Below are 18,122 nucleotides of genomic sequence, written 5' to 3' on the forward strand. Positions count from 1 at the left end.
GTTTATGGGTACATCTTCATCCCAATTCAGTGGCTCGACGACCAATCAGACCAGGCGTAAACCAGAATCGCGTATGCCAGATGCCGAGACGCTGCGGGCGTTGCATCACCCCTGGTATGAGCGACTGGGACGTGGACTCCAGTATGTCTGGTCCCAATCTGCTAAGAACAAGAAAGTTGCCATTGGCCTGCTGATCGTCCTCTTCTTTATCCTTGTCGCGATCTTTGGTCCCCTCTTCATCCATACAGATCCCAATCGGTTATCCAGTGACGCGCAGGCGGCCCCTTCCGCGGCCCATTGGTTAGGAACCACGGCGGTCGGACAGGATATTTTTAGCCAGTTAGTGGTGGGGACGCGCTCCTCGATCTTCTGGGGCTTCCTGACCGGGATTGCGGTGACGCTCCTCTCGATTGCGGTGGGCTTGATTAGCGGCTACTTTGGTGGTATTATTGACGAGGTTTTATCCCTGTTAACGAATGTCTTTCTGGTGCTGCCTGCCTTGCCGCTGGCGATCGTGATGGCCTCCTACTTCCCACGTGGACCCGCCACGGTGGCGCTGGTAATCATCTTTACCAGTTGGTCCTGGGGAGCGCGAGTCCTGCGTTCACAGACACTCTCGATGCGGAGCCGTGAGTTTGTTACGGCGGCCCGCGCCAATGGCGAGACGACCTGGCGGTTAATCTTCTTTGAGATCTTTCCCAATGAGATCTCAATTGTAGCCGCCAACTTTGTCAGCACGACCCTGTATGTCATTTTAGCCTCGGCGTCACTGGAATTTTTGGGACTTGGCGATGCCAACAATGTGAGCTGGGGTAGCATGTTCTACTGGGCACAGAAAGATAATGCCCTGATCTCAGGACTCTGGTGGTGGTTTATCCCGCCTGGACTCTGCATCGCGATCCTGGGTGCTGGCCTGTCACTGATCAACTTTGGGATTGATGAGATCGCTGATCCACGTTTGCGCAGGGAGAAGACGCCACGGCTGGTCAAAGGGAAGAAGGTGATGGCGTAATGGCAACAGAGACGTTACTAGATGTACGCGACCTGAGTGTAGATTACCTGGCCACCAACGGCGCGGTCCACGCGGTCCGGAAGGTGAATTTTGCGCTACAGCGTGGAGAGATCCTGGGACTGGCGGGTGAGAGTGGCTGTGGAAAATCGACGCTAGCCTATGCGATCGCACGACTCCTGCGACCGCCAGCCTATATCACGGGTGGCGAGATCCTCTATTATCCAGGTCAGCACGAAGAAATGATCACCATGCGACTCCCAAAGAAAGGGCGCAAGACCGATCCTGAAGGAGCCATAGACATCCTGCGCCTGAGTCCAAGGGATTTACACAGATTTCGCTGGAATGAGCTCTCAATCGTCTTTCAGAGCGCTATGAACGCCCTGAATCCAGTCATGCGCGTCGGTGATCAGATCATGGATGTCCTGATAACACACCGACCGGATATGAATGCGGAGCAACGCAGGAAGCGGGCTGCCGAACTGTTTGAGATGGTAGGGATCTCCCCGGACCGCCTGAGAGGTTATCCCCATGAACTCAGTGGCGGTATGCGTCAACGGGCCGTGATCGCGATCGCGCTGGCCCTGCAACCGGAGTTGATCATCATGGATGAGCCAACCACAGCCCTGGATGTAGTGGTGCAACGTGAGATTCTACAGCTGATCAGCAATCTGTGTAAAGAGTTCTCGACGGCCATGATTTTTATCACACATGACCTTTCACTGTTAATCGAGCTGGCCGACAAGATCGCGATTATGTATGCCGGTACCATGATTGAGAAGGCGCAGAGTAAAGATCTTTATCTTCATCCTCGCCATCCTTATAGCTATGGACTACTCAACTCTTTTCCAACTCTGCACGGACCACATAAAATTATGGCCGGTATTCCTGGCTCGCCGCCCGACCTGCGTATGCTGCCCCAGGGATGTACATTTCAGGAGCGCTGTCCCTTTGTCTTTGAACACTGCCGCCAGGTCACACCAGCCCTGATAACCACAAACCCCGAACAACCAGAGCAACTGGCCGCCTGTCATCTCTATGATGAGAAGATCACCAAAGAAGTTCCAACTATAGCAGACCTGGCGGCTGGTTATGAAAAACTGGCTACACTCAGCCTGGAAGGAAATTTGGAATGAACACCGCCGATCAGCCCAATCACCGCCTCCCCAACTTCAACAATGCCAGTCGACCAGTTTTGGAGGCCGAGCACCTGCGTAAAGAATTTCCCATCAACGGAACTAATCCATTTGGAGCAAAAAAAGTTGTCCATGCCGTTGAAGACGCATCATTCGCGCTCTATCCTGGACAGGCTACCGCTCTCGTGGGAGAGAGTGGGAGTGGCAAAACCACGATCGCGCGTATACTGGCACGGCTGTATGATCCAACCTCCGGCACGATCCGTTTCCGTGGAGCGCCAGTCAAACTCAAAGGGGGCGCTGCCGCCTTACGTGAGTATCGACGACACATACAGTTGATCTTCCAGGATCCATTTGGCTCACTCAACCCACTACACGATGTCCGCTATCATCTGAGCCGGCCAATCAAACTCTTTGGCCATGCCCGGAATCAGGACGAAGTCAACGAACAGGTGCTAGCGCTACTCAGGCGCGTCAGCTTGAGTCCTGCCGAACAGTTCATCCAGAAATATCCGCACCAACTCAGTGGAGGACAAAGACAGAGAATCGCCATTGCCAGAGCCCTGGCCGTCCGCCCCGAGATCATATTGGCCGACGAGCCGGTCTCCATGCTTGACGTATCGATACGCCTGGATATACTTAATCTCTTATTAAGGCTCAAAGACGAAGAGCGACTCGCGCTCCTCTTTATCACCCATGATATTGCCAGTGCCCGCTACTTCGCCGAAAACACCCTGGTGATGTATGCTGGACAGATGGTCGAAGGTGGACCCAGCGAAGAAGTCATCCAGACACCCAGGCATCCCTATACACAGCTCCTGCTGGCCGCCGCCCCTGATCCTGATCGTATCAAGGACCAGGAAATAGGACTCTCGACCATCCCGGCGCGTGGCGAGATACCCAGCCTGATTGATCCGCCAACGGGATGCCGTTTCCATCCGCGTTGCCCACACGCCATGGATATCTGCCGACAAAAATTTCCTCCACGTACCGAACTGGGGAATGGACACTGGACCAACTGTTTCCTCTATAATGGCATAACCGCCAGGAGAATGTCCGTGCCAATGCGGTAGAAGTGATGCTGGCATGAAAACGCCCGTCCTGGCATGTGTATGATGGTGGGACGGGCATTATTATGTATGGGTGCGATGTGAAGCTATGAGTCGAGTTTGGTATAAACGACCATGCGCAGTGAGGTCTGGTTTTCGCTGGGGATCCAGACGCCGGCACAGGTGATGAGGTTAAGGTAGCTGCCGCTGCTATCGCCAAAGATACCCTGCAGGAAGTCTTGCTTGGGTGGAATGGCCTCGCGTTTGGTGGTACTGAACGTCAATTGCTGACCACTTTTGGTTGTAATGATGACTTTATCGCCCGGCTTCATATTGCGTAAATTCCAGAATATAGCGGGTCCTCCTCCGGGTCGATCGACGTGTCCATCAATGACGGCGCTCCCCTTCTCGCCGGGTTTGGTACCGCTACTGTACCAACCGGTGCCATCCCATGGATTATTCTGAGGGGTGTCCATATTACCGGTGGGCAGGACTCCCACGGGCTCGATATCGGTATCAACGTTAATGGCGGGTATGCGGATATGGACAGGATCGGTAACATTCATGATCGGTTTGGGTGTCGGGGCCGGTGTAGGTGTAGAGGTTGGGGTTGGAGTTGGTTTTGTTGCCTTTGTGGCTGTGGGAGATGCCACAGCAACCACTTTGGCTTGCGATGTGCTGCTTTCCCCGCACGCACTTAAAATAAAGAGCAGGCTGATGCTCATGAGTACAATATACAAACGACTGGTACGCACTGTCTGTAGCACCTTTCTGATAAATTAACACCGCTATGAAGTGACACGCACCAATCGTATATATCGATGCGTGCCACTTCATTTTAGCAGATGTTTAGCGTTTTGTGCGGCTAAAGCGGACCACATAGCCGGCAGCACCAGCGATGATCAGGGATACAGCACCAATGAAGAACCATGGCAGGGCAGAATTACCGGAGGTAGCAGCGGCTACAGCAGGATTGCTACCTGTCTGTGGCATGCCTGGTACGCCTGGAACGGTACCAACCACAAATTTCAGTGCGGGAACACCTTTGTAGAGACCGATGGCGAAGACGCTATTGACGGTGTTGTCTTTCAGCGTAGCGCTAACCGGTACAGTGGCATTAACGTCGGTGGCGGTAACATTGAAGGTATAGGCTGCAGGTGGAACGGTCAGGTAGTCACTGGCATTTTTGTAGGTCAGGCCGGTGATTACAGTATTACCACCTGTGGCAACATTCACTGGACCAGCATTTGGGGACAGATGATAGACACGAACCTTGGACATACCACCCGACAACAGGTTGTCATCGGCGAAGGCCTGTAAGCCAAAACCTGTGTCCTTGGTGCCGATGGCGGCAACAGTATAAGGAACACCCGCATTGACCGAGACGGTCTCGTTGATTACAGCGGCATCGGCACCCTTACCTGCAGGAGCAACCTGGATTTTGTGCGCGCCAGCGGGTACCGATACATAATCGGTGACGGTTCCGAAAGTGAAGTTTGGCAGCAACTTGTTCCCATCGACAAATACGTCAACGGTACCGGCGGCCGGTGAAGCGTGTACAACACGTACAAACGCATTGTCCGCAGGCGCGGCAAAGGCGCTAGCGGTAGGAAGAAGGAAGATGGCCAACATACCAACCATCATGGCGATCCGGCTACTCAGGACCGCAACATTGTGCTTCAATGACTTCATCTGGTTTTTTCTCGCTTTCTTACATTAAAAAAAGTAAGACATAAGGATGACAGGCCAGGATGTTGAATGTACCTGGCTAACTCTGTCACATTGGCATCAGATTAATGCCGGGAATTTAAATCTTCAGATAAGATTTACATAAAAGGGTATTGTATCGTTTCACGAAATGCGACATTGTGTTGAATGGTGTGTATCCAGGTTAGTTATTATTCACAATGTATATGTGCATTTTGTGTGAACATACTATTGACGACACTCTATCCCATATTCTGGAAAATTATGTAACCTTTTTTAGAAAACTCATAAAAATTGATAAATCTGGTGCTTTTTCTGGTATTTGGTCAAAGTTCGTTTGATGGGTTGTTCGCCCGCTGCGCGGGCGGAATGGGGAGAGAGATGCCGGGGGCACAGCCCCCGATCCCCCAGTCAAGGGGCTCGCCGCTCCTTGCAACCCCGCTTCTCAGGCGGAATGGAGGGAGAGGTGCTGGGGGCACAGCCTCCGATCTCCGGTCGAGGAGCTCGCCGCCCCTTGCAACCCCGCTTTCCATTTAAAATACTAGTGCTGGTGCCAGAAAGGTGCCGCGGCACCTTTCTGGCACCAGCACTAGTATTTTAAATGTAGGTTCCCGTCAGGGAACGTGTGTGGGGGATGGCAATTACATGCCGATCTTTGTGAAGTAGAATGAAGCAGAATTGAAAAATGCTCCGTGCGACGTTGCTACAGGAGCAGAGGGGCGGAAACTTTTGTCTGGCAGTGATTGTTTGACGGTTGAGCTAGAATGCTAGTTTAGCATGAGAAATTGCGGGTTTCAGCAACAATATAATCTACCACAGCGCGGAAATCCCCGCTACTTTGATAGACCTTGCGCTGACGTTGCGCGCCATTTCCCTCCGTCAAGATACGTTGTACGCCCTGTGAGACACGCTGCCAATCTCCTTCACGCTCAAGGGCGGCCCGCACAAATTCAAGCATGTGGTCGATACAGAGTCTGGCAGGCACACTATGCCTGGTTGGAATATCGATCAGCCGATCATTCAGACCGTAGCGTGCGGCGCGCCAATGCATCGCACGAAGCTGATCGGTGGTATATGAGGGACAGGGAGCCTTGCGCATCACTTGCTCATAGCAGGTTTGCACCAGAGCGCGAATCAGGCCCGTGACCATGACCGCCTCATCAAGCGTCATAGAGATATCCATTACACGAAATTCAATAGTAGGAAAGCGTTCAGAGAGACGTAAATCCCAATAGATTTTCGTCGCATCATCAATACTCTCCGTCTCAATCAAATCATCGATCGTATGGCGATAATCCTCATAAGAAGTAAATGCCGGCGGAGGACCAGCCAGCGGCACCGTCCACCAGAGTCCAGTACGATAATCCTCATAGCCAGTGTCCGCACCTAGCCAGAACGGAGAATTTGCCGTCAGGGCAATAATGGGCGATAGCCAGACACGGGCATGATTAAGGATCTGAGTCGCAATCTCAGGATCAGGGATACCAATATGGACGTGGCAACCAAAAATCACCTGTTCGCGAATCATCTGCTGATAGGTATCTACCAGCGTGATATAGCGCTCTTTAGGCGTTACCTCTTGCTCGCTCCACTTCGAAAACGGATGCGTCCCGGAGGCCGCAATCTGTTTATGTAAGTGGTCGGCGGCAGTAATAATCCCACCACGTAAGCGGATTAACTCTCCTTGTACCTCCGCCAGCGAATGGCAGATAGGGGTGGCGATCTCAATTTGAGACAGAATCATCTCATGCTGGACATTATTGCCCAACATTTTCTCCGCCTCCGGCAGGAGCAGATGAGTGGACTGACTCAATTCACGCGTACGGGGATCAACTACTTGATACTCTTCTTCAACACCAATAGTAAAGCTATGGTCTTGCAGGGACATAGACAACGCCTCCTTGCAACTGCTAAGAGTTGGAACTTGTTACATACAATACGCCGCCCCGCGCTATAAGTATACAGTATAGAGATCTGAACAATAGTGCTATTTGGGTTCTCACTTAAGTCTACACCCAATTTAACAATCATTTTTGATTAATAGAATAAGCCAAATTTTACCTCAACAACATGGTATGTTAATTTTGCCGCCTGCGGCAGCGAGGGGGAGAGAGAGGAATTGGGTCACAGCCCCAAATCCGAGTTCGGGGCTAGCCGCTCCTGCACCCCGCCCGTGATAAGGGAGAGTGTGTATCTTTATCGATATGTCTGCTGTAATTGTATGTGAGGCTAGATAAAAGATACCTTCTTCAATACTATAGTTCTATTACGATAATAATCCAAAAGTCTTTTAATTAAAAATATCTGTTGACACACAGTATTCTTCTATTTTATAGTAGATTAAGCATATATGTGTCGGAAATATCGCTATTTATATGTATATTGTTTAAATGAAATACGAACTGTGATGATGGAAGGCACGCTGTATGTGTATCCTCTTTTGGGTAGATACAATTTTGTAACTGAGTATCTACAAAAGCGTTTCTATACTTATTTGTTATGACCTCACTGAGGAATTGATGGTTTACAGAACCAGGTGAAAAATGAACATGAAATCTGGCTATACTCAAGGAAGTGTTGTACCAGAGCCACGCCCAACGACTCCATGGCGACGTGGCAAATCCTTTTTTTCCACTCTTATGACTCTGTTTGTGCTGACAGGTGCGGTGCTGTCTGTCAATACACTGCTCGTACCACCTGCAACTGCTAAGGCAGCCAGTCAGAACGTTTTAGCAACGACCAATACATTGGCAACAGCAGTGACTGCACCGGCCTTCAATAATGTTGGTATTGGCGCAAAGCCGAATTTCACAGCCGCTAATCTGGATGGGGGCGGTTATAGCTATTCTTACGATGCGTTGAAATCTGTAAAATTGGTAGCTGGTAATTCCTTTGCCTATGATGGACTCCAGCTTACCTGGCCTGATGTTAAGCATGATACCGCACCTTCGACATCTGATAACTGGCAGGCTAATGGACAGACCCTGCCTCTGTCAGCGACGGGCGCGCATAAGGTTGGTTTTATTGGAGCGGCCACGGGTGGCGCGATTTCTGGTAATGCAGTTGTCGCGTACAGTGATAATTCAACCCAGAGTCTGGCCCTTGGTTTCAGCGACTGGACCCTGGGCGCTGGTAGTCAGGTTCCGGCGTATAATAACAAGATTTTCTCGGCTCAGCCGATACGTAACACGAAAAGTGGGGAGCAGACACGTAAAACCTACCTGTTTTATGTATCGATCCAGCTTGATGCAAATAAAACGCCCGTCAGTGTCACGCTACCAACATTGAATGGTACATCAAAGCTTCATGTCTTCGCCTACTCGAATACGACGGCACCTGATTATGGTTATAACAATGTAAGTATCAGTGACGATGCCTATACTACTGCTGGTAACTTCGATGGTCTCGGTAATAGCTATTCCAGCACATATTCAGTGGTACCGGGCGCGACTACTGGTTACAGTTATGTTTTTAGTACTGATGAGACCAAAGCTTTCAAGCCAGCAATGGAATTCTCCTGGCCAGATGTCCCACCAGGCGCGCCGGACAACTATCAAGCCAATGGGCAGACGATTCCGGTGACACCAGTAGCCAATGCGGCTAAAATAGGTTTTGTGGGAGCCGCCACCGGTGGTCCTTCTTATGGAACCGCTTATATCAACTATAGTGATGGCACACGGCAGCAGTTTACCATGGGTTTTAGTGACTGGACCCTTAATAGTTCAACCCAGGTGCCTTCCTTTGGTAATACCTCCTATATCTACTCTGGGGATGCGACCTATTACAATACCAGCAGCGGCCAGAAAACAGCCAGGGCTTTCAAGTTTTATAGCGATCTGAATCTGCAAGCGGGCAAGACGATGACAGGTGTTACGTTACCTGCATCAACCAACCAGGGACAGATTCATGTGTTCACGATTGCGACTGCTGTGTCTGGCTATTATGATAATGTTGGTACGACCGATAGCTATAGTGCTGCCAATGGCAATTTTGACGGTGCAAATCGTAGTTACTCAGACGAGGCTTTGAAGAGTGCAGGTATAACCTACAGTGAATACGGCTCGTTGAATCCGTTTAGAGTGAATGGTATTGATTTTTATAGTCAATACGAGATGAATCCTGATAACTGGATTGCCGATGGTCAGGAGATTGCTGTGGATCCGCTTAAATCCGGGGCGACCGGCCTGGGCTTTGTTGGCGCGGCCACTAATGGAGGCTCAACAGGTAAAGGATTGATCACCTATACGGATGGTACGACCCAGGAATATACTTTGAGCTTTACCGACTGGTGGGCTTCTACTACTCAGTATGGCAATAGTGTAGTGGCAAAAATGCCATATCTTAACAGTGCATCCGGCAAGCAGAATGTACAGAACCGTCTGTATTATGCGGATGTCAATCTGCAACGAGGCAAGACCATTGCCCATTTACAGCTACCTGTTACTACTGGCGGTCAGATGCATATCTTCGCCGTTGGTGAGCGTACCGGTATCTATAATAATACTGGCATTAGTAGCGTCAATGCTCCGAAAACGGGTAACCTGGACGGTGGTGGCTATAGCTATTCTATGCAGGCTTTGAATCTCAGCAGAATTAATGCCACAACTCCTTTTGCGTTGAATGGATATTCCTTCTCATTCAGTAACAAGATCAGTGAGCCAGCGATCCTTGCAGGGAATGCAGACAATTTTAAGGCCACCGGTCAGACCATTTTGCTGACCCCACAGTCGGCATCAAACATAGGCTTTATCCTATCCTCGATTGGCGGGGGCGCATCTGGTACCGCGACCCTGACCTATGACGATGGCACGACCCAGGACATTACTTTAGGTTCGGCGGACTGGTGTGATAGTTCGACGATCAGCAAATACAATGTCTCGGTGGCGGCTACCATGGCGTATCGTAACGCAGTTGGTGGTCAGCAGAGCCTGACAAATTATCTCTACCACAGTAGTTTCTCGCTCAATGCCAGCAAACGTGTGGTATCGATTACTCTGCCAGATCAGGGTCAACTGCACATCTTCTCGATCGCATTCAAATAAACCTGTTGCGCAAAGCACCGAGGACCATCCTGACACCAGGGTGGTCCCTCTTTGTGCGGCCATGGTCCCGACAACCATACTCAATACAATATGCTGTATTAAAGCGATGCGTGGTGGTAAGGCCTGTAAATGTTGGGTATGTGGGTATGATACTATGTAAAAGGAGAGACGGCGCAAGTATAGCGTCTGTTGGGTGAATATACTTGCATAGGGATGAGCTTTAGTGTATATGAGTGAGGTAAGAAGAGATGCAAGAAACGATTACGCTAGAAAAATGGCCGGCGTTACCATTTACGTCCTGGCAGGATACTTGTGAGACGCTTCATCTGTGGACCCAGATCGTTGGTAAAGTGCGACTGGGGCTCTGTCCCCCGACCAACCACTGGTGGCAGTCCACCCTTTATTTGTCGGCTCGTGGCCTGACGACATCCCCGATTCCATATCCTGGTGGTATCTTTGAGATCAGTTTTGATTTTATCGGGCATAAGCTGCTCATTGAGACCAGCCAGGGAGAGCGCAAGATCCTGCCCCTGGCACCACGTTCCGTGGCAACATTTTATCGCGAGGTGATGGACGCGCTCAAAGAGTTGCATATCCCTGTACGCATCAATCCCCTCCCCAATGAAATCAAGGATCCCATCCCCTTTGATCAGGATGAGATCCATGCCGCCTATGATCCAGTGATGGTCGAGCGCTTCTGGCGTATCCTGCTGCAAACAGACACCATCTTCAAAGAGTTCCGTGGACGCTTCATCGGCAAAAGTAGTCCGGTCCACTTCTTCTGGGGGAGTTTTGACCTGGCCGTGACACGCTTCTCCGGTCAGAAAGCGCCTGAACGCCCGGGGGCCGACCTGATCACGCGTGAAGCCTACTCACATGAAGTTATCAGTTGCGGCTTCTGGCCCGGCAATGCTGACTTCCCCCAGCCCGCCTTCTACACCTATGCCGCACCAGAGCCAGCGGGCCTGGGCAGTGCCGCCATCAAGCCCGCTAAAGCCTTTCATAACGCCGATCTGGCCGAATTCTTCTACCTCTACGATGATATGCGCCAGGAAGCCGAACCCGAGCAAGCCCTGCTGGATTTCCTGCAAAGCACCTACGCAGCGGCCGCCGACCTCGCCCATTGGGACCGCGCCGCCCTGGAACGAGAGGCGTAGATTGATCTCTCAGGTTATGATAAATGGTCTGTGTATGAGTGGAAGTGCTGATTTATAACAAAATGTATTAGGGAGAGAAAAAGCGGGGGACTGCATGTGCCGGGCTTGTTTGGTATGAGTGAGCCTGGGGCGGCTGGGATACTGGGTCCCACCTTGAGGGCGGGACGAATTGCCTGCTGAGGGGCAAATCTACGGTATATGGTACGCTTTGGTGGTGATTGTGTGTGGTGGTTGGTTGGGGATATCCGTGAACATGCGCTGATGTCCACGGATATCCTTTTTTTTGCTATTCCACGGTTACGGATTTGGCGAGGTTGCGGGGCTGGTCTACATTGCAGTCGCGGGCTACGGCTACGTGGTAGGCGAAGAGTTGCAGGGGTACGGAGGCCAGGAGGGGACTGAAGACTTCGAGGGTGGCCGGGACATACATGATGTCGTCGGCGTGCTGGCGAATGTTTTCGTCTCCTTCGGTGGCAACGACGATGATATGGGCGTCGCGGGCACGTACTTCCTGGATGTTGCTGACAACTTTCTCATAGACATGGGAGGCGGTGGCGATACCGACCAGGGGCGTCTCGGGATCGAGCAGGGCGATGGAGCCGTGCTTGAGTTCTCCTGCTGGGAAGCCTTCGGCGTGGATATAGGAGATCTCTTTGAGTTTGAGTGCGCCTTCGAGGGCGGTGGGATAGCCGACACCACGTCCGATGAACATGATGCTGCTGGTGTGCGCCATGCGTTTGGCCAGGGGTTCAATCACGTCGTCCGCGCTATTGGCCTGCTGGAGAATATGGCGGATCTGATCCGGGAGCTTCTCCATGGCGGTCAGGAATTCGCGCATCTGTTCATCCTGGATACGGCCACGGCTCTGGCCCAGGTAGAGGCCGAGCAGGTAGAGGACAGAGACCGAGCTAACAAAGGTTTTGGTGGCGACGACGCCGATCTCGGGTCCGGCTTGCAGGTAGAGCACCGCGTCCGCCAGGCGAGTGATGGCGCTGGAGACGATATTGGTGACGGCAATCACAGGCGCTCCATGTTCGCGGGCCTGGCGAATGCCGACCAGTGTATCGGCGGTCTCACCGGATTGCGTGACGGCGATACATAGCGTATCGGGTCCAACAATCGGATCACTGTAGCGGAACTCGGCGGCGGTCACGGTCTCTACAGGGATGCGTGCCCACTTCTCGATGGCATATTTGGCGATCATGCCCGCGTGATATGAGGTACCGCAGGCTACCACAATGATGCGCTGGATATTGTTGAGAAGTCCGGCATGCTCCATACGCTCCAGTTCAGGTAGGTGGAGCTGACCATCGCGGATACGGCCCGTCAGCGCTCGCTGTAGAGCTTCTGGCTGCTCATTAATCTCTTTGATGACAAAGTGCGGATAACCGCCCTTCTCGGCTGCCTCAATGTCCCAGTCGACGATCATTGGCTCACGCTCAATTGGTGTGCCATAGAGGGTGGTCAATCTAACGCCCTCCGGGCGTAGTTCAGCCACTTCGCCTTCTTCCAGGATCAGGATGCGGCGTGTATGTTTGAGGATAGCGGGAATATCCGAGGCCAGGAACTGCTGGTTCTCGCTGAGTCCGACAATCAATGGACCGGCGCAGCGGGCACCGACCAGGAGATCAGGATGTTCACGGCTGACGACTCCGATAGAATAGGAGCCGGTCACGCGCTGCAGGGCTGTACGTACGGCCAGCACCAGATCATGGTTAGCGCTCCCAAAGTACTCGCGCTCAATCAGGTGGGCCAGCACTTCACTATCCGTCTCAGACTGGAAGGTATGTCCATCCTGTTGTAGCTCGCGGCGCAGTTCAGCATAATTCTCAATGATGCCATTATGCACAACCGTCAGGCTGCCAGTGCAATCGGGATGGGGATGGGCATTAATATCATTTGGGCGACCATGGGTGGCCCAGCGTGTATGACCGATACCGAGCCGGCTATCCGTGGGACGAGTCTCATTATCAACCGTAGCCACCAGATTAGCGATCTTGCCCGCCTGGCGATGGAGGTCAATCGTACCAGTAGAATTTAAAACCGCAATACCAGCCGAATCATAGCCGCGATATTCCAGTTTGGAGAGGCCATCAAGCAATATGGAAGTAACATCGGTCTCAACGGAGCCGACGTAGCCAATGATACCGCACATGGAGTTGGGTACCTTTCTTTGATTGTAGTAATAAAACAACACAGGTTTTACTACATCACTGAGAACGGTTTGTCCTGGTCGTTACCGGCAGGCGTTGTGTGTTCTCTTCTCAGGATCGTGATCAACCCTGGAGGCTCCCCGCTGACAATTCCGAACGGCCTCCTCCTCGTCAACCGTGGCTACCTCCGCTAGCCCGGTCCATGCGCTACTCAAAACGACAACATATAATCACATATTGAAGTATATCATGTCTTGGGTGGAGATTTGGTGTTTGCCTGGTTAAGATCCTACTTGTTAGGAAAAATGGTTCAGTATCCTCTTCCCGAGCAGCACGCGTCTGGTAATAGTAGTTGAGTCCGACTTAACCTCTAGTCTGTATGTTGGTGTTAATTTCTCTACCCGGTTTGCAGAAATTGTGGATCAACAACAAGAGGCATCCTGTCAAAATAGCCAGGATCAAAAACCGGCTTCTTGTACAGTGCAGTCAATCCAAAAATCAACTATACTCTCTTATAGAAGAAATAAAATTGTCAGACTGCAGGCTTTGTGCGCAAAGCCGTTTACGAAATCAAGAAAATAGTTTTCTGGGAGAAGAACAGGTATGGGTTTTCATCGTATGGGAGGTGGGATGTCCTCCTATTTAGAGGAGCAGAAGCGTCGCGGCCGCAAGACAGACTCCAGGACCATCAGGCGCATTGCACAATCGTTTAAGCCATATAAATGGCAGGTAGTAATGGTAGTTATTGCTATCCTGCTGACCACCGGGCTAGGGCTGATCAATCCACTCTTGATTCAGCGTATCTTTGATGATGCTATTCGCAAAAACAATATGTCGCTGCTGATCTTTTACGTGATCATCATGATTGTTACCCCGATTGTCTCTGGGCTGATCGGCGTCTGGCAATCTTATCTGAATAATATTATCGGGCAGCGCGTGATGCGAGACTTCCGCAACCGGCTCTTTCAGCATCTCCAGAGCATGTCCCTGCGCTTCTTTACGGCCACGCGCACCGGAGAGATCCAGTCGCGGCTCTCAAACGATGTGAATGGTGTGCAATCGGTCGTCACCAACACCGCTACCAGCATCGTCTCAAATATTGCCACCGTTGCCAGCACCATCATTGTCATGTTGCTGCTCAGTCCTCTGCTCACCCTGATCTCATTAGGACTGCTACCACTTTTCCTATGGATCACCGTAAAGGTTGGTAACATCCGGCGCACCACCAGTAAAGAGACCCAGCAGACCCTGGCCTCCCTGACCGCGATGATGCAAGAGACCCTATCTGTGAGTGGTATCCTCTTAATGAAAACCTTTGGTCGCCAGAAATACGCCCAGGATCTGTTTGAGAACGAGAACCAGAAACTCACCGATCTTGAAGTACGCCAGCAAATGATTGGCCGCTGGTTCTTCATGTCCATCAACATCTTCTTCTCAATCATTCCGGCCGTCGTCTATCTGGTCGCGGGCGCGCAGATCATCACCCACAGCGATCCCTTCATGACCTTTGGTACGATCGTAGCCTTCACCACGCTGCAAAGCCGCATCTTCTTCCCGATAGCCCAGCTCCTCTCCATTCAGGTTGAAGTCCAGGGCTCACTGGCCCTCTTTGACCGTATATTTGAGTATCTGGACATTCCAATCGAGATTAAAGATAAGCCAGACGCCCTCAAGTTGAACGCCGAAAAGTCCCGTGGTCGTGTGACCTTCAATGATGTGGCCTTTACCTACAAAAAGGATCTGCCAGATGTGCTGGTCTCCTTGCCAGAAGTTGATGCCACCAATAAGAATGGCAGCAATGGTAAGCGCGGCATGTTCGGCCGTCGTCTGCCGGTGGATGCCGACCCACTGCCAGCCTCCATCAAAGATGGACAGAATGGTCATAATGGAGAGCACGCAGAGGAAGAACCGCGTATGACGCTCCAGGATGTCTCCTTTGAGATCCAGCCTGGCCAGCTAGCCGCGCTCGTCGGACCCAGCGGAGCTGGTAAGACCACCATGACCTATATGGTGCCGCGCCTCTATGACGTTGATAGCGGATCTGTAGAGATTGATGGCCATAACGTTAAAGATATCGCGCTGGCCTCACTTGGCGAACTGATTGGAGTTGTCACGCAGGAGACTTATCTACTGCACTCCTCGGTACGCGACAACCTACTCTATGCCAGGGCCGACGCCACAGAAGAAGAGATGATCGCCGCCGCCAAAGCCGCCGCCATTCATGATCGCATCATGGAACTCACCGATGGCTACGACACCATCGTTGGTGAGCGCGGCTACCGGCTCTCCGGGGGAGAAAAGCAACGTATCGCCATCGCCCGTGTCATCCTCAAGAATCCGCGTATCCTGATCCTTGACGAAGCCACCAGCGCCCTTGACACCCATTCCGAGCGGCTTATCCAGGCCGCCCTTGAACCACTGATGAAGGGGCGCACCACCCTGGCCATCGCCCACCGACTCTCAACCATCCTCTCGGCGGACGTGATCCTCGTCGTAGACAAAGGCCGCATCGTCGAGCGTGGCACCCATAGCGAGCTGATCGCCCAAAACGGTGTTTATGCCCGCCTCTACAACGAACAATTCAGCCAGGCCATCCTGCCCGAACCCGAAGCCATTTCTTAGGCCCAGGTTCGAGCCATACACCCAATGCATAATGTAAAAAGAAATAAACGCAGTAGCGGCAGCCTTAATGGCTGCGAACCTCCCGCCACGAGCGTAGCCGCAAGCACTGTATTATTGTCTTGCCCCGAGCCTCGCTCTATAATAGCCTCCGTCCATGTTCCCCTGCATCTATGAGTTAGACATAAGATCGCAGGGGAACATGGACGGCGGTTGTCACGGAGCGAAGCTGGTTGGTACGTGCCCTCATGGCGCTGGCTGCTACGCTCGTGGCGGGAGGTTCGCAGCCACGAGGGCTGCCGCTACTGCTTGTTATGTTTTTTATGCACTGATCCTACGCCTGCGATCAGGAGTGGGAGGTTGTGGTTATGGGGGACCAGGACTTGCCGCCATCGGTGGTCTGGTAGAGTTGGGTGGTATCGGCTTTGGTGTTGCCGATTGCCCAGCCGTTGGTGGCGGAAATGAATTGGAGGGTAGTAATATTGACCACATTGCTACCTAATTGTGAGAGCCGATCCCAGGTTTTACCGCTATCTCTGGTGCTGTAAATGGTGCCGCCTTTATTATCGCTACCAGTGGCCCAGCCTTGATTGGCATTGATAAAGCTGACCACTGAAGTAATACTTGAGGTCGACCCATTATTGCTCCAGCTCGTACCGCCATCGTGGGTCGTGTAGATGATCGCGGCATGACTGTTATCAGTAAGTTCTGCAGCCATCACCCCATCCTTTTGATTAAAGAAGATTGGTGGAAAGGTACGGATAGTACTATCATTGGGGGCCGTCAACGCCTGTGAATTCCAGGTATTGCCGCCATCCTTACTTTGATAAAAGAGAGGCGCCTTACTACCGGGAGTAGTACCAGTGATCCAGCCCTGATTGCTATTATTAAAGCTCAGACCGGTCTTATCACCGCTCGTCGGCAGCATATTCGCGCTCGTTTTATCCTGCTGATCTGCGTTATTAATCTGATTCCAATCCTGACCGCCATCCAGTGTAGAGAAGACCATCACTGGATTATTTGTATCTGTGCTATTCGTGGCTTTAAGTAGAAGCCAGCCATTTTGTGGATCAATAAAATTGATATTGACCACATCCTGTCCATTGATAGGTAGCGGCGACTCTAGCCAGACTTCACCACCCGTATAAGTACGCCAGATCGAGACCTTATCATTGACGCGACCAGCGATCCAGGCATTTTCAGCATCCAGAAAAGTCGCCACTCCAAACACCGGAACCGGCTCCCGAACAGTAGGACTACTATCGCGCCACTGATCTGTCCCATTTGTCGTATGTAGTACATGACCATCCTGCGTCAATGCCCAGCCCGTCTTAGCATCCACCATATGGATCACCTTTAGCGTCGCCGGCTGACTGGGACCCGCCGTAGGGGTCGGCAACGGAGTCAAAGTTGATGCATTATCACTCGTCGTATCAGTTGTCCCGCAGCCCACTAATCCCAGCACACAAAGTATAAGCAAAGCAGGAAGCAGCAGTGAGTGCTGGCCCCCACCAATCATGGATCTCCAAAGTTTACGCTTATGCATACAGCAATTCCTTTAAAAAACAAGAAATATGATCAGCAAATTATAGGTGCTTCCCTGTATTGTATGTTTCGTACAACATAATTACAATCCAATCAAAGCGTAATTTGCCATATGCTATCTCATTATCTCCTTTATTTGGCGTGTTGCTTTATCTATGTATGGGACCTCGCGCCTGCGGCGCTCGCTTTTTGGGTGTTTGGTGGCTGGAGGCGGTTGCGACCGCCTCCAGCCACCAAACACCTGAAGAGACAGAGTAGTTACCTGTACTCCAATTCATTAGCGTGTGAGGTTGGTCGCGACCGCCTCCAGCCACCAAACACCTGAAGAGACAGAGGAGCTACCAGCCCTCAATTCATTAGTGCATGAGGTTGGTTGCGACCGCCTCCAGCCACCAAACACCTGAAAAGACAGAGGAGTTACCTGTACTCCAATTCATTAGCGTGTGAGGTTGGTCGCGACCGCCTCCAGCCACCAAACACCTGAAGAGACAGAGGAGTTACCTGTACTCCAATTCATTAGCGTGTGAGGTTGGTCGCGACCGCCTCCAGCCACCAAACACCTGAAGAGACAGAGGAGCTACCAGCCCTCAATTCATTAGTGCATGAGGTTGGTTGCGACCGCCTCCAGCCACCAAACACCTGAAAAGACAGAGGAGTTACCTGTACTCCAATTCATTAGCGTGTGAGGTTGGTCGCGACCGCCTC

11 protein-coding genes are annotated in these 18,122 nt (G+C 51.7%); 6 read left to right on the forward strand and 5 right to left on the reverse strand.

Annotated features, from left to right (window positions below; translation table 11 throughout):
• Positions 1 to 4 precede the first annotated feature (4 nt).
• The 3 genes from EL633_RS11480 to EL633_RS11490 are packed head-to-tail and all read left to right on the forward strand — an operon-like array spanning position 5 to position 3,218.
• Positions 5 to 1,012, forward strand: a complete 1,008-nt coding sequence (locus EL633_RS11480; RefSeq protein ID WP_126627313.1) for an ABC transporter permease — start codon at positions 5 to 7, stop codon at positions 1,010 to 1,012.
• Positions 1,012 to 2,145: an ABC transporter ATP-binding protein gene (locus tag EL633_RS11485; protein WP_126627314.1), complete on the forward strand. Its 1,134-nt coding sequence runs from the start codon at positions 1,012 to 1,014 to the stop codon at positions 2,143 to 2,145. Before EL633_RS11480 ends, EL633_RS11485 begins: the two co-directional genes overlap by 1 nt.
• Positions 2,142 to 3,218 (forward strand): ABC transporter ATP-binding protein, encoded by a 1,077-nt coding sequence (locus EL633_RS11490; protein ID WP_126627315.1) that lies wholly within the window; start codon positions 2,142 to 2,144, stop codon positions 3,216 to 3,218. The genes EL633_RS11485 and EL633_RS11490 overlap by 4 nt, the downstream gene beginning before the upstream one ends.
• Positions 3,219 to 3,301: 83 nt before the next feature.
• On the opposite strand, the gene EL633_RS11495 is transcribed toward EL633_RS11490, so the two are convergent.
• The 3 genes from EL633_RS11495 to EL633_RS11505 form a co-directional block, all read right to left on the reverse strand.
• Positions 3,302 to 3,949, reverse strand: coding sequence for a class F sortase (locus EL633_RS11495; protein ID WP_126627316.1), 648 nt, complete (start codon positions 3,947 to 3,949; stop codon positions 3,302 to 3,304).
• Positions 3,950 to 4,043: 94 nt separating this feature from the next.
• Positions 4,044 to 4,886, reverse strand: coding sequence for a DUF4397 domain-containing protein (locus tag EL633_RS11500; RefSeq protein WP_126627317.1), 843 nt, complete (start codon positions 4,884 to 4,886; stop codon positions 4,044 to 4,046).
• Between the two features lie 787 nt (positions 4,887 to 5,673).
• On the reverse strand, positions 5,674 to 6,789 hold the full coding sequence (locus tag EL633_RS11505) for a carboxylate-amine ligase (protein WP_174845162.1): 1,116 nt from the start codon (positions 6,787 to 6,789) through the stop codon (positions 5,674 to 5,676).
• Between the two features lie 661 nt (positions 6,790 to 7,450).
• Between EL633_RS11505 and EL633_RS11510 the strand changes: the two genes are divergently transcribed.
• A complete protein-coding gene (locus EL633_RS11510) occupies positions 7,451 to 9,943 on the forward strand; it encodes a beta-sandwich domain-containing protein (RefSeq protein WP_126627319.1) in 2,493 nt (830 codons plus the stop codon).
• A gap of 248 nt (positions 9,944 to 10,191) precedes the next feature.
• Positions 10,192 to 11,100, forward strand: a complete 909-nt coding sequence (locus tag EL633_RS11515; RefSeq protein WP_126627320.1) for a DUF5996 family protein — start codon at positions 10,192 to 10,194, stop codon at positions 11,098 to 11,100.
• A gap of 286 nt (positions 11,101 to 11,386) precedes the next feature.
• Here EL633_RS11515 and glmS read toward each other — a convergent pair whose 3' ends face one another.
• A complete protein-coding gene (gene glmS, locus EL633_RS11520) occupies positions 11,387 to 13,255 on the reverse strand; it encodes a glutamine--fructose-6-phosphate transaminase (isomerizing) (protein WP_126627321.1) in 1,869 nt (622 codons plus the stop codon).
• A 601-nt stretch (positions 13,256 to 13,856) separates the two neighbouring features.
• On the opposite strand from glmS, the gene EL633_RS37830 reads away from it, so the two are divergent.
• On the forward strand, positions 13,857 to 15,875 hold the full coding sequence (locus tag EL633_RS37830; RefSeq protein ID WP_126627322.1) for an ABC transporter ATP-binding protein: 2,019 nt from the start codon (positions 13,857 to 13,859) through the stop codon (positions 15,873 to 15,875).
• 343 nt (positions 15,876 to 16,218) lie between these two features.
• Here the strand turns inward: EL633_RS37830 and EL633_RS11530 are convergent, their stop codons facing one another.
• Positions 16,219 to 17,418, reverse strand: a complete 1,200-nt coding sequence (locus EL633_RS11530; protein ID WP_126627323.1) for a WD40/YVTN/BNR-like repeat-containing protein — start codon at positions 17,416 to 17,418, stop codon at positions 16,219 to 16,221.
• Between the last annotated feature and the right edge of the window lie 704 nt (positions 17,419 to 18,122).

The organism is Dictyobacter alpinus (assembly GCF_003967575.1).
Lineage (GTDB): Bacteria > Chloroflexota > Ktedonobacteria > Ktedonobacterales > Ktedonobacteraceae > Dictyobacter > Dictyobacter alpinus.